This is a genomic window from Chryseobacterium sp. KCF3-3, assembly GCF_045865955.1.
Lineage (GTDB): Bacteria > Bacteroidota > Bacteroidia > Flavobacteriales > Weeksellaceae > Chryseobacterium.
In genome coordinates this window covers 2,422,863-2,435,547 of record NZ_AP035792.1, presented here as the reverse complement: position 1 = coordinate 2,435,547, position 12,685 = coordinate 2,422,863, and the positions used below count along the sequence as shown (strand labels likewise).

General features: G+C 35.1%; 13 protein-coding genes. 3 read left to right on the top strand and 10 right to left on the bottom strand.

The genetic code is table 11. The features are described 5' to 3' along the window. The 4 genes from ACKTTZ_RS10930 to ACKTTZ_RS10915 are packed head-to-tail and all read right to left on the bottom strand — an operon-like array spanning position 1 to position 3,884. Positions 1-1,158, bottom strand: coding sequence for a hypothetical protein (locus ACKTTZ_RS10930; RefSeq protein WP_034694774.1), 1,158 nt, complete (start codon positions 1,156-1,158; stop codon positions 1-3). Positions 1,159-1,170: 12 nt separating this feature from the next. Beyond that, positions 1,171-1,962, bottom strand: coding sequence for a DUF4129 domain-containing protein (locus ACKTTZ_RS10925; protein ID WP_407848805.1), 792 nt, complete (start codon positions 1,960-1,962; stop codon positions 1,171-1,173). After that, complete coding sequence (locus ACKTTZ_RS10920; protein WP_407848803.1) at positions 1,955-2,917, bottom strand: DUF4013 domain-containing protein; 963 nt, start codon at positions 2,915-2,917, stop codon at positions 1,955-1,957. The genes ACKTTZ_RS10925 and ACKTTZ_RS10920 overlap by 8 nt, the downstream gene beginning before the upstream one ends. Beyond that, positions 2,901-3,884: a stage II sporulation protein M gene (locus ACKTTZ_RS10915; RefSeq protein WP_034694769.1), complete on the bottom strand. Its 984-nt coding sequence runs from the start codon at positions 3,882-3,884 to the stop codon at positions 2,901-2,903. Before ACKTTZ_RS10915 ends, ACKTTZ_RS10920 begins: the two co-directional genes overlap by 17 nt. A gap of 28 nt (positions 3,885-3,912) precedes the next feature. Here ACKTTZ_RS10915 and ACKTTZ_RS10910 point away from each other — a divergent pair, with 28 nt between their 5' ends. After that, positions 3,913-4,662: an RDD family protein gene (locus ACKTTZ_RS10910; protein ID WP_034694767.1), complete on the top strand. Its 750-nt coding sequence runs from the start codon at positions 3,913-3,915 to the stop codon at positions 4,660-4,662. A 110-nt stretch (positions 4,663-4,772) separates the two neighbouring features. Then, a complete protein-coding gene (locus tag ACKTTZ_RS10905; protein WP_034694765.1) occupies positions 4,773-5,063 on the top strand; it encodes a GNAT family N-acetyltransferase in 291 nt (96 codons plus the stop codon). On the opposite strand, the gene ACKTTZ_RS10900 is transcribed toward ACKTTZ_RS10905, so the two are convergent. From ACKTTZ_RS10900 to smpB, 5 genes are all read right to left on the bottom strand, one after another. Continuing rightward, complete coding sequence (locus ACKTTZ_RS10900) at positions 5,052-6,023, bottom strand: glycosyltransferase family protein (RefSeq protein ID WP_034694761.1); 972 nt, start codon at positions 6,021-6,023, stop codon at positions 5,052-5,054. The genes ACKTTZ_RS10905 and ACKTTZ_RS10900 overlap by 12 nt on opposite strands. Next, positions 6,024-6,848 (bottom strand): UDP-2,3-diacylglucosamine diphosphatase, encoded by an 825-nt coding sequence (locus ACKTTZ_RS10895; RefSeq protein WP_034694759.1) that lies wholly within the window; start codon positions 6,846-6,848, stop codon positions 6,024-6,026. 57 nt (positions 6,849-6,905) lie between these two features. Then, positions 6,906-7,646, bottom strand: a complete 741-nt coding sequence (locus tag ACKTTZ_RS10890) for a YebC/PmpR family DNA-binding transcriptional regulator (protein ID WP_034694756.1) — start codon at positions 7,644-7,646, stop codon at positions 6,906-6,908. A 95-nt stretch (positions 7,647-7,741) separates the two neighbouring features. Then, positions 7,742-9,253 (bottom strand): OmpA family protein, encoded by a 1,512-nt coding sequence (locus ACKTTZ_RS10885; RefSeq protein ID WP_034694754.1) that lies wholly within the window; start codon positions 9,251-9,253, stop codon positions 7,742-7,744. A 77-nt stretch (positions 9,254-9,330) separates the two neighbouring features. Beyond that, positions 9,331-9,789 carry an SsrA-binding protein SmpB gene (gene smpB / locus ACKTTZ_RS10880; protein ID WP_034694839.1) on the bottom strand — a complete coding sequence of 153 codons (459 nt, stop codon included), beginning with the start codon at positions 9,787-9,789 and terminating at the stop codon, positions 9,331-9,333. 121 nt (positions 9,790-9,910) lie between these two features. Here smpB and ACKTTZ_RS10875 point away from each other — a divergent pair, with 121 nt between their 5' ends. Then, positions 9,911-11,533 carry an ABC-F family ATP-binding cassette domain-containing protein gene (locus ACKTTZ_RS10875; RefSeq protein WP_034694751.1) on the top strand — a complete coding sequence of 541 codons (1,623 nt, stop codon included), beginning with the start codon at positions 9,911-9,913 and terminating at the stop codon, positions 11,531-11,533. Positions 11,534-11,614: 81 nt separating this feature from the next. On the opposite strand, the gene ACKTTZ_RS10870 is transcribed toward ACKTTZ_RS10875, so the two are convergent. Beyond that, entirely contained in the window at positions 11,615-12,427 is an 813-nt protein-coding gene (locus ACKTTZ_RS10870) for a M48 family metallopeptidase (protein WP_034694837.1), read from the bottom strand. Positions 12,428-12,685: the final 258 nt, after the last annotated feature.

Here is a 12,685-nt window from a genome sequence, read left to right as displayed (position 1 = left end):
TTATTTAAGTATTTCATCAAGGAGCTTATTGATCCTTGCAAGATCTTCCTTCATTACACTGGCATAAGGATCCTGAGCTTTTTTGATAAGTGCTATTGCTTCACTGATCATTTCTATAGGTTTCCCGGTTTTCAGATGCAATTTTTTTGCAAATTCTTCATCTAAATTCTGAGTATCTATCAACAGGTCCATTCTCACTTTATTCAGAAAATACTGTGCCTTCTTGGCCATCATATCATGAAAATCGCCTTCCTGAAGATACAGATTTCCAATGCTTTTCACAAAATCCAGGGAAGTATTTCTTAATGGCTCTTCTACAGGAACTATCCTCTGTTTTCTTTTTGCATTAAAGAAGATAAAAAGAACAAGTCCTCCTAAAAATACCCACCATGCATATTTTAAAGGTGGATTTGACAATATAAATCTCATGAAAAAGCGTGATTCAGAACTTTTGTTGGATACAAACCAAAGGGTTTCTCTATCCTGAAGATATGAAAACACATCCTGTGCATATTTTACATTGCCGGGTTTCAGAAGATAATAATTCGTCAGGAAAAGAGGTTCGGTATGTGCATAGATGTATCCTTTCCCAAACTTCACTTTAATAAAATTGGCCTGATCTGTATTCTTTTTCTCTACTGTTTTCCCAAGAACTTCCACTTTAGGTTTAATGAATGAGAATCCTCTACCCGATGGAAATTTATCTAATTTAATAAAATCATTCTGAAATTTTTTATCGGTAAGTTTCAGGACATTTTCTTCTTCAAAAGAGATTTCGGAATCGTAATATCCGATACTGTCTGAAATTTCTTTAGGCATACGGGTTACCATCAGAAATGCATCTGAGCCTTCAGATACCTGAGACAGAATTTTTTTCCATGACTCACCGTCAAGGTTATTTTCAATGACTACAATATTGTGATCTCCTTTTTTGTGCTGGCTGTAATATTCATAAGGAACCTGTTCAATCTTCTTCAGTTTATTTTTAAAAAGATGTTTAGCTTCATTATTAAAAACAAATAATCCGAACGGAGACTTCTCATTGATATCAAAATTCTTCCGCCAGTCTGTCGTTTCTTTTTTGTTAACTTCAAGCAACGCCAGAATAATCATCACAATGACGAAAATTACAGCATATGTTTTGAAAGTTTTATTCATGGTTACTATTTGTTAGGGTTTAAATGCCTGGTATTGATTTTTAAATTTCTGATAGCTTTCTTCTTCAATACTGAATTCTCCATACCAGACATAATCAAAAATATAAGACAGATTAGAGAAATCTTCCTTCAGATGAGGAGATTTCAACTCTGAGACATAGTCCTTATTTGTTTTTTCCGGATTCCAGTTGATCAGTTTTTTGTCACTCAGTTTTTTAAGAACAAACAGGAATTGGTAACGAACTGCGGAACGGTAATCTCCTGCGTGTTCAAATTTTGCAATACTTTCAGGGAAATTGATTTCATGGATATTCTCATGAAGTTCCTGAACATTAAGATCCAGTTTTTTATTCTTTTTACCAAAAATAAAATTCCCGTCTTTTCCCATAATGTACTTAATAATGAAATACAACAGAAAACCTACAAGAATAATCGCAAACAGACGAATAAGAATAGTAGTAAGCTCTGCCGACTTAGTGAATGCTGTTTCCCCAAAAATACTCTGTATAATCTGATTGATTTTTCGCATCAGCTTTTGAAAGAAAGATTCTCTCGGTTTTGATACAGAATAGTCAAATTCATTTCCTCTATATCTTGACGGAATATTTTCTTTAAATGTTTTCGGATACACCTCATTCTCCGATACCGGATATTTCATCAGCACAGAATCTGCACGCAGCATATTTCTGTAATGTCCGGTAGTATACAATGAATCTACCAGATCATCGGAAGCGGAATTATCGTCCTGAGCTTTAACCAGCCCAAGAGAGAAAAAAAGCAATATGAAAAAAAGAATTTTATTCATTGATTCCAATCGTGTCTATTTCTGCCAATTCAACTTTCTGGTGAAGATCTGTTCTGCTGTCATAATACATCAGTCCTGCATTTACATACATCAGGTTTGAAAGAAAAAATGAAAGCAACATGGAAAATCCATAAAATACAAAAAACAGAATTCCGGCAGCTCCGGTAAAAGGATTTTGTTCAAAATTTCCATCTGGTGTAGAGATAAGAAGCGACCCGTAAAAGAACATCATCGGGATAAATGTAAATATAGATGTTATCATATAAATAATAATAAACATCACAAATGCAGATCCCCAATATTTCCAGAACGGTGATTTCTCGCTACCATTCGGATAAGAAAACTGAGAACGCAAAGCATAGCTCAGGCTTCCCCAGAAACCTCTCTCCGAATTAAAATAATCATACATCAGAAATGTAGTGAAATTAAATATCGTTGGATAAAGAAGCAGGATAAGAAAGAATCCGATAATAATAAGAACCAGGATATAAGAAAAACCTACTACAAATAAAATCGCAGGGGTAACAATAAAGATCATCCCCAGGCATAGTTTTCCAATTCTTCCGGCATTGTTCTTAAAATCACTCAGAATTTCATCAGCTTTTATCTTTTCTGCACCCTGTGCAATTCTTTTTAAGTAAAAAACAGGATACAGATAATTGACAATCATCAGAACCATGAAAAGCAGGAAGGTCAATAATCCCACCGTAATCAGCATTCCTGAGTTTTCAGAAAAATATTGTTCAAAATAATAGGTTTCCCCTCCAAGATTTGATCCGAATATTTGTGAAAAGAGTTCTTTATATCCGAAAATGACAACGGTTACCATTAAGATCAAAAGCAATCCGTTGATCAGAATATAGTTTTTAAAATAATTCTTTCCGTATAATTTGAAAAAATTGAAACTATCGCTGATAAAAGTTCCAAAGTCTCTTTTTTTATAAAATTGTATCATGGATATGTTGATTAGTTTTTTTGTAGACAATAGACGGATATACAAAATAGTAGAATCCAATGATGGCCAGTGAACCCAAAATAATGATCAGATTCAAAATTAAAGGCATCTTCAATGCATGTCTGGTGACATACCCTTCTATAATCCCTGCACAAATGGTGAAAGGAACAGTACTTAAAAATATTTTAAATGAATCTTTAAATCCTTTTTTAAACGAATTAAATCTTGAAAACGTTCTCGGAAATAAAATAGATGCGCCCAGAATCAATCCGCACATCGCTTCCACTACCATAGCAAAAATTTCAAAAACTCCGTGAAGCCATATTCCTCTTGCACTGTCTTTCAATGCTCCATAATCATAGAAGAAATATTGAAAAGCTCCCAGCATCACACTATTGGATAGCAATGCAAACAATGTTCCCACTCCTCCGGCAATTCCGTAAATATATAATTTTGCTCCAACCTGAATATTATTAAAGATAATTCCAATGGTGCTTCCCCAGGTACTTCCACTCTGATAAACGCCTACAGCATTATTATTTTTAATATTTTCAACGGTTTCATTCACATATCCTTCACCTAGAATAATATTCACGAAATTTTTATCATAAATGGCAGAAAGCACTCCGATTGAGGTAAATAAAATGAAAAAGAGAAATGCATACATCAGATATCTCCGGTAATGATACATCAACAACGGAACTTCTGTTTTAAAAAAGTAAACCAGTCTGTTTTCCTCTACCCTTTTGGTTTTATAGATCTTCTGAAAAATCTGGGCAGATAAATGATTCAGATAAACGGTGGTGTTACTTTTGGGGTAATAAGTCTGGGCAAAAGAAAGATCGTTGATCAGGTTTATATATAGCGAAGACAGGTCATCAGGATTTTTTTTAATTTTCCCTTGAATAACCTGTTCTATTCCCAACCATTTTTCTTTATTTTGTTTAATGAAATAAACTTCTCTCATAATTGTTAAGGCTAAAATAATAAAAAATATGTCTCAAATAGCGATAAATACCTCACAAAATGTAAATATTAATTTTAATATTGCAGGCGTAGGAGAAAGGATGCTTGCCTTCATTATTGATCTTCTGATCAGGATTGCTTATGTGGTAATTATCCTGTATCTTTTCTTCAATATTTTCGATTTGGGATATCTTTTAGACGGGCTTGATGACTGGTCTATACGGGCAGTATATCTTATTCTTACTTTTCCCATCTATATTTATCCTCTTGTATTGGAAAGTCTGATGGAAGGTCAGACTCCCGGTAAAAAACTGATGAAGATAAAAGTAGTAAAAATTGATGGCTATCAGGCCAGTTTTGCAGATTATATGATCCGTTGGGTTTTCAGAATCGTAGATGTTTCTTTTGCCGGAGTGGTAGGACTTATTTCTATGATTGTCTCTAAAAATAACCAGCGTTTAGGTGACATTGCTTCCGGAACAGCTGTTATTTCTTTAAAAAACAACATTAATATTTCTCATACAATTCTGGAGAATATCCATGAAAATTATGTTCCTTCTTTCCCTCAGGTGATTGCTTTGAGTGATAATGACATGAGAATCATCAAAGACAATTATACCAAAGCTCTGAAAGTAGATGACCGCCAGATCATCAGTAAACTATCCGAAAAAATCAAAAGCATTCTGAAACTGGAAATAGATCCTACGAAAATGACGGAAAGGCAGTTTATCAATGTTATTATCAAAGACTACAACTATTATACGGGGAAGGATAATTAGATTGGTCAATGGTCAATTTAAAAATTAACCGCGAAGCTTATTGCTTATTGCTTATTGCTTATGCAAAGGTCGGTTCAATTTTTGTATATTGAAGAATAAAGTTCTGAATCATGAAATTTGAAAACAATAAATCCGGAAACGGTGGAGTTCTTACGTTAAACAATGAAACAAAAGAAGTAGGAAGACTTACGTATACTATTTTCCCGGAAGATCATAAATTCATTATCTCTTTCGTATTGGTACACCCGGAATTTGAAGGCAGAGGAATGGGAAAATTTTTAGTAGAAGAAGCCATTAAATTTGCCAGAGAAAACAATTGGAAAGTATACCCGCATTGTTCCTATGCAAGATCTGTAATGATGAGAATGAATGATGTGGACGATATCTTTTTAAAGAATTAAAACTTCATTGAGAAGGATATCTTCAATATCATCCGGATAATCTACTCTGAGATGATGATCAGAAGCTACCCACTCCATAATTTCCTGAAGATTTAAAACCTTGGAATTGGGGATTCCCATTTTGTCAAGAGCACATGCATTGCATTCCTGTTCATATTGATTATGGATAGGAATTACAAATAGTTTTTTATCCATAAACAGAGCTTCTGCCGGACTTTCAAAACCTGCATTGCACAAAATTCCGTCACAGCCTTCAAAGTATTTCAGATACTGGCTTTCATCAATAGGAAATACTTCTACATTTTTTACCTTTACCTGTACTTTGCTGTATTTTGAAAACACTTTCCACTCCACAGGAATTTTTCTTAACACTTTAATGATATTCTCATCTGCAAAACTAGGCAGGTAAACAAGATAATATCCCTGTTTGTAAGGATTCAGATTTCTGATCTTTCTCCTGATTACAGGTTTTTTAATCTGAGGATGATAATTTTCAAAATGAAACCCAATTTTCCTTTCACTTGGAACATAGTATTTTAAAATCATTTCTCCCAGAAAGTCTTTTTTCTTCGGTTTTGGTGTTTCCGCAAAGCTCATGGAAGCCTGATGGCTGAGTTCTATCATCGGAAGTTTTTTCAGTTTAGAAGCCCAACCAGTCAAGGGTTCATAATCATTAATAATTAAATCATACTGTGACAGCTCTAATTCTCTGATGGTTTTAGCAGCTTCAAGAAATTTATTTTCAGTAAACGTTTTTCGATAGGATAAACCGCCTGTTTTATTATAAAGAAGGGAAATACCTCTGTGTTGAAAATTAATATCAAAATCAGCCTTCAATTGCGATTGATGGCCGCTGATCAAGGTATCAACAGATGCATGTTTTTTGAGAAGAGGAATGATTTCCTGTGCTCGGGCAACATGTCCGTTTCCAGTACCCTGGAATGCATATAAAATCTTCATTTAGGAAAAGTTGGTTACAATTTTTAAAAGAGCAGAATTATCCATTTCCGGAATTTCTTCAGCTTCATCATCTTTCAGCAAATGCTTATGCTCATCGTAATAAAAAATCTTCCATTCTTTATCATGATATTCTAAAGCGGACAGATTTTCAATCCAGTCACCGGAATTCAAATAAGTACAGGATCCTTTTTTATTAACAACCTCACGGATCTGCGGTTGATGGATATGCCCGCAAACGACATAATCATAATGATTGTCAATGGCCAGTTCGGAAGCCGTAAGTTCAAAATCACCGATATATTTTACTGCTTTTTTCACATTGTTTTTGATCTTTTTGGAAAACGAGTATTTCTCTTTACCCATTTTTTCTAAGAACCAATTTACAACATTATTGATAATAATCAGGAGGTCGTAACCTTTTCCACCGAGTTTGGCGATCCATTTTGAGTGCTGGACGGATGCATCGAAAACATCCCCATGAAAAATCCAGGTTTTTTTCTCATCTATATTCAGACAGATTTTATTACAGACTTTAAGTTTTCCCAGTTCAAAATCTGTGAACTTACGGAACATTTCGTCATGATTGCCTGTAATGTAATAAACATCTGTGTTTTTGGTAGCCAGTGAAAGAATTTTTCTGATTACCTTCAAATGAGGTTTAGGGAAGTAAGACTTTTTAAACTGCCAGATATCAATAATATCACCGTTTAAAACTAACGTTTTAGGCTGGATAGAATTGAGGTATCTCAACAATTCTTTAGCCTTACATCCATAAGTTCCCAAATGAACATCCGATATAACAACTAATTCAACGTTTCTTTTCATAGTTTTGTACAAAGAAACTAATTGAAAATTAACTGTATATGAATGCTATGTTATTTTTTATAAAGAGTTCATCAGCTCTTCTGTGATTTCCATATTGTGGTAAACGTTTTGCACGTCATCATCCTCTTCGAAACGCTCAAGCATTTTCATATTAGCTTTGAACTGTTCTGCGTTTACTTCTTTTGTATTGTTTGGAATTCTTTGAAGTTCTGCACTTTTTGCTTCAATTCCAAGCGCGTCCAATTTGTGAGATAAAGAACCGAAATCTTCAAAAGCTGTAGTAATCATTACTTCCTCTTCATCCTTTTCCACATCTTCTGCACCACCATCAATCATTTCCATTTCGAAATCATCCCAATCCATTTTAATCTGAGCTAAATCTATTGTGAAAATTCCTTTTCTATCGAAGATAAATGCTAACTCACCATTTTTACCAAGGTTACCGTCAAACTTATTGAAAACAGCTCTTACGTTGGCTACAGTTCTTGTTGTATTGTTTGTAGTACATTCTACAAAAAAAGCAACACCACCTTGTCCGTAACCTTCATAAGTGATTTCTTCATAGTTTTCTGCATCTGCACCACTCGCTTTCTTAATGGCTCTTTCAACATTATCCTTAGGCATATTCGCCCCTTTTGCGTTTTGGATACATCTTCTCAATGCAGGATTGGATTCCGGATCTGTTCCACCAGCTTTTACCGCTAATGCAATATCTTTTCCAATTTTAGAGAATGTCTTGGCCATTTTATCCCATCTGGCCATTTTAGAAGCTTTTCTATATTCAAATGCTCTTCCCATTTTAATTTTTAAATTTCCAACAAAATTACTCAAAAGTCAACAAAAAAAAAATACCTCCAATCAAATTGGAGGTATTCATTATTTAGAAAAATTAATTATTTTTTCTTTTTAGCAGCAGCTTTTTTCTTAGCTGGAGCTTTTTTAGTAGCTTTCTTAGTAGCTTTTTTTGCTGGAGCAACAACATCAGATTTCTGATATTTGTTCCATTCACTGTCATCACCAATGTATCTAACAGTTACTTTTCTATCAGATTGTCTTTCAGCATCAGATGCAGATTCTGCAACTTTAGCATTTTGCTCTCCGATACCTACTGATTTTAAAGCGTTAACATCTACACCTCTTGCATCTAAAGCAGCAACTACAGAAGCAGCTCTTTCTTTAGATAATTTCAAGTTGTAAGCATCACTTCCTTTTCTGTCAGTTTCACCAACTAATAGGAATCTACCTCCATCTTTCTTAATGATTTCAGATGCAGTATCTAGAGCTCCTTTAGATTCCGGCTTGATTGTAGCTTTGTTGAAATCGAAGTAAACGCTCTTAAGGTTTTTCTCAACGTCAGTAGCTGTTACTTCTTTTGGTTTAGGACATCCGTTGTATTCAGGAAGACCTGGAACAGTAGGACAAGCATCATCTTTATCTAGGATACCGTCACCGTCTGTATCTGGCCAAGGACAACCGTTGTTTTCAGCAGGACCTGCTACTGTAGGACAAGCGTCATCTTTGTCGATTACACCATCACCGTCAGTATCTGGCCAAGGGCATCCGTTGTTTTCAACTGGACCAGCCACTTCTGGACATTGATCGTCTTTATCTGGAACTCCGTCACCGTCAGTATCAGGACATCCTTGGAATTCTGGTAAACCTGGAGTATCTGGACAAAGGTCATCTTTATCTAGGATACCATCCTTATCTCTATCTCTGTTTCCGAATCTGAATAAGATAGAAGCAGAAGCTTGCCAGAAGTTAGCCACTGTAGAGTGGTCACCTGGAGTTGATACATAATCTCCTTGGATACCAAGACCGAAGTTCTTAGTTACCCAGAAGTTAGCACCAGCACCAGTAGCTACAGTAAAGTGATTCGCTTTACCGTTTTCGTTACCGTCCTTACCGTTAACAATGTTTTCGATTGGATTACCGTTAGCATCAACAGCTGTTCTAGGGAAAGTAAGAGCTGTATAGTCATGTCTTAAATAGTTAGCACCAACTCTTAAATATGGATCAAACCAAGATTCTTCGTTCCATAAAAGACCTGCAGCGTGAGCCTGGAAACCAAGACCTGTCATTAGGAAAAATTCTTTCCCCATGTTAAATCTTTTGTTCTCAACATTTCCAACAGAAGTTTGCCAGTCAATTACTAAACCTTTACCAACGTTTCTAGCAACTGTTAACTTAGATAGTGGAGGTGTAATAGAGAAGTTGTTCACATTGAACATGTTCTTTGTCAAATTGTTAGCAGAGAACGTATTACTGAAAGTACCTCTTGCTGCTACGTGGTTTTCAGCATGAGCACCAACTCCGATTAACCACGGATTGTTGGTAGTCTGTGCGAAAACAGTAGAGGCAACAGTAAGCGCCAATGCTGAAATTCCTAATTTTAGATTTTTCATAGAATTAAATGATTAAATAATTGATAATGCAAAATAAATATAATTTTTCTTTATATACAAAGTTTTTCAAATGATTTTTAACTTTTCTTTAATATTCTGTCGAGGTTCCGTTTATTTTCTCTATCTTTTATCGCCTCTCTTTTATCGAAAAGTTTTTTCCCTCTACCAAGCGCTATCAGCACCTTTGCTTTCCCTCGGTCAGTGATATATAATTTTAAAGGTATTATGGTGTTCCCAGCATCCTTTAACTTTTTTTCAAGTTTTTGTAATTCTTTTTTGTGCAAGAGCAATTTCCGTTCCCTTTTTGTTTTGTGATTGTAAAAAGTTCCCAATTTATACTCATCAATCATCATGTTGATGATGTACAATTCCCCATCAATAAACTGACAGAAGGATTCTGTAATGGATGCTTTGGAAGAACGTAAAGATTTTATTTCCGTACCCGTCAAAACCATTCCGGCTTCGTATTCTTCTAGAATTTCATATTCAAAACGGGCTCTTTTATTTAATATGCTAACTGTTTTCTCAATCTTCATCATTTTAAAATTTCGTTAATGAAATATATAAAAAATACCATACATTTAAAAACTTGACTATTATATTATTACAAAATACCCAAATTCTTTTCGTATTTTTGCGCCAAATTTACAAAACTATATGTTAACAGTATCTAACTTATCTTTACAATTCGGGAAAAGAGTTCTTTTTGACGAGGTAAATATTATGTTTACCAAAGGAAACTGCTACGGGATCATCGGAGCAAACGGTGCGGGAAAGTCTACATTCCTGAAAATACTAACAGGAAAGCAGGATCCTACAACAGGGCATGTATCTCTGGAACCAGGGAAAAGAATGTCAGTTTTGGAGCAGGATCACTTTGCTTATGATCAGTTTACTGTTCTTGAAGCTGTTTTAAGAGGTAATAAGAAATTATTTGAGATAAAAGAGGAAATGGATGCGTTATACGCAAAAGAAGATTTCTCTGACGAAGACGGTATTAAGGCCGGAGAATTAGGTGTAATTTATGACGAGATGGGTGGCTGGACTGCAGAATCTGATGCTCAGACTATGCTTTCTAACGTAGGAATCACGGATGATATGCACTGGCAGTTGATGAGTGAACTTGAGAACAAAGACAAAGTAAAAGTTCTTTTGGCACAGGCACTTTTCGGGAACCCTGATGTACTGATTCTGGATGAGCCTACCAACGACCTTGACATTGACACCATCTCATGGCTGGAAGACTTCCTTGCTGATTATGAAAACACGGTAATTGTTGTATCTCACGACCGTCACTTCCTTGATACGGTTTGTACCCACATCGGTGACCTTGATTATTCTAAGCTTAACCTATATACAGGTAACTACTCTTTCTGGTACCAGGCTTCTCAATTGGCAACAAGACAAAGAGCTCAGGCCAACAAGAAAGCTGAAGAGAAGAAAAAAGAACTTCAGGACTTCATTGCACGTTTCAGTTCTAACGTTGCTAAGGCAAAACAGGCAACGGCAAGAAAGAAAATGATCGACAAATTAAATATTGACGATATTAAGCCTTCTTCAAGAAGATACCCTGCTATTATTTTCGAAATGGAGAGAGAAGCTGGAGATCAGATTCTTGATGTAAAAGGTCTTGAGAAAACAAAAGACGGAGAATTATTATTCTCTAATGTTGATTTAAATCTTAAAAAAGGAGATAAAGTAGCTGTACTTTCCAAAAACTCTTTGGCCATTACGGAATTCTTCGAAATTCTGGCTGGAAATGTTGAAGCAGACAAAGGTACAGTTGCATGGGGAGTTACTACCAATCAGTCTCACATGCCATTGGATAATACCAACTTCTTCCAGGAAGACTTAAGCTTGGTTGACTGGTTAAGACAGTTTACAAAGAATGATGAAGAGCGTCACGAAGAATTCGTAAGAGGATTCTTAGGAAGAATGCTATTCTCAGGAGATGAAGCTTTGAAATCTTGTAAAGTACTTTCCGGAGGTGAAAAAATGAGATGTATGTTCAGTAGAATGATGCTTCAGAAAGCTAACGTTCTTTTATTAGATGAACCTACCAACCACTTAGACCTTGAGAGTATCACCACTTTGAACAACTCTTTATCTAACTTCAAAGGAAATCTTTTACTGGCATCTCATGACCACGAAATGCTTTCAACAGTCTGTAACAGAATCATTGAACTGACTCCTACCGGAATCATCGACAGAGAAATGACTTATGACGAATACCTTGCTGATAAAAAGGTAAAAGAATTAAGAGAAAAAATGTATTCATAATCTGAACAACATTAAAATCTATATAAAAATACCTCAAAGCAATGCTTTGAGGTATTTTCGTTTAAACAATAAATAAAATAATTATTTCGTCAATTTAGCAGTGGGTAAAGCTACAGTTCCCGGATCTTTCCATAAACCTTCTTTCTCTGCTTTCTTTTTGATAGATTCTGCTCTTTTGTTGCTGTCGGGGTGAGAATTGAACATCTTTTCAAAATTAGTCTGTGTACTTCCTTCTGAAAGTAAAGCTAACTTTTTAAAAGCTGTATAAGCACCCACAACATCATATTTATTAGCTTTCATAAAGTCATATGAATAAGTATCTGCTTCAGACTCCTGCTTTTTACTGTGTGAAGCATCTAAAAAGGCATTCGCCATCTTTCCTACCTGACTTTCATTAAGGGTAGCTACAGCTGACGAAGCTGATGATGCAGCATCTAATGCAGCCGCTTTCAGGTAAGCTGATTTCATAGCATCTTTGGTATCCTGATTCTTTACGTGGCCGATTTCGTGGCCGATTACAGCAAGTAATTCATTATCAGTCATAATATCCATTAATGAAGAGAATACGCGTACACTTCCGTCTGCACAGGCAAACGCATTGATATCTTTTACTTTATAAACTTTATAATTCAGGTTCAGACCATCCTGAGATTTATGTTTTCCAAACAATTTGTTCAGTCTCACAGTGTATGGGTCTTTAGGTCCTGCTACAGGATTATTTTTATCCATCCAATCTACTGATTCTTTGGATAATTTAACAGCATCTTCGTTGGTAAATGTTAAGGCTTTTGCACCATTTGAAACCATTCCGGCAGCTTTTCCGAGGTTAATTTTCTGTGCATTGATCGAATACATTGCCCCAAATAACATAAGGCTTAGCGTAATTTTTTTCATAGTCATTTAAAATTTGGAGCACGAAGATAATATTTTTTAACAATTATTAAGTCAAAAATTCTCCTATATCTGTCTTGAATGTTATTTTTTTATCATTGAAAAGAAACCCGAAAGTTCTTGCCTTTTATTTTAAACAAAATAATCCTAAAAATGCGTGATACATATAGTTTGAAAGAGTATAATTTTCCTGCAGAGATCATTTTTAAAATGAATAAGAATATAATTCCGCTGATCAATTTAACTAACAAGTATAAATTT

Excerpts from the sequence above, each read along its gene's own strand:
- ACKTTZ_RS10930 (WP_034694774.1), bottom strand. The coding sequence starts at position 1,158 with ATGAATAAAACTTTCAAAACATATGCTGTAATTTTCGTCATTGTGATG.
- ACKTTZ_RS10895 (WP_034694759.1), bottom strand. The coding sequence starts at position 6,848 with ATGAAAAGAAACGTTGAATTAGTTGTTATATCGGATGTTCATTTGGGA.
- ACKTTZ_RS10890 (WP_034694756.1), bottom strand. The coding sequence starts at position 7,646 with ATGGGAAGAGCATTTGAATATAGAAAAGCTTCTAAAATGGCCAGATGG.
- ACKTTZ_RS10915 (WP_034694769.1), bottom strand. The coding sequence starts at position 3,884 with ATGAGAGAAGTTTATTTCATTAAACAAAATAAAGAAAAATGGTTGGGA.
- ACKTTZ_RS10870 (WP_034694837.1), bottom strand. The coding sequence starts at position 12,427 with ATGAAAAAAATTACGCTAAGCCTTATGTTATTTGGGGCAATGTATTCG.
- ACKTTZ_RS10875 (WP_034694751.1), top strand. The coding sequence starts at position 9,911 with ATGTTAACAGTATCTAACTTATCTTTACAATTCGGGAAAAGAGTTCTT.
- ACKTTZ_RS10920 (WP_407848803.1), bottom strand. The coding sequence starts at position 2,917 with ATGATACAATTTTATAAAAAAAGAGACTTTGGAACTTTTATCAGCGAT.
- ACKTTZ_RS10925 (WP_407848805.1), bottom strand. The coding sequence starts at position 1,962 with ATGAATAAAATTCTTTTTTTCATATTGCTTTTTTTCTCTCTTGGGCTG.
- ACKTTZ_RS10900 (WP_034694761.1), bottom strand. The coding sequence starts at position 6,023 with ATGAAGATTTTATATGCATTCCAGGGTACTGGAAACGGACATGTTGCC.
- ACKTTZ_RS10910 (WP_034694767.1), top strand. The coding sequence starts at position 3,913 with ATGTCTCAAATAGCGATAAATACCTCACAAAATGTAAATATTAATTTT.
- smpB (WP_034694839.1), bottom strand. The coding sequence starts at position 9,789 with ATGAAGATTGAGAAAACAGTTAGCATATTAAATAAAAGAGCCCGTTTT.
- ACKTTZ_RS10905 (WP_034694765.1), top strand. The coding sequence starts at position 4,773 with ATGAAATTTGAAAACAATAAATCCGGAAACGGTGGAGTTCTTACGTTA.
- ACKTTZ_RS10885 (WP_034694754.1), bottom strand. The coding sequence starts at position 9,253 with ATGAAAAATCTAAAATTAGGAATTTCAGCATTGGCGCTTACTGTTGCC.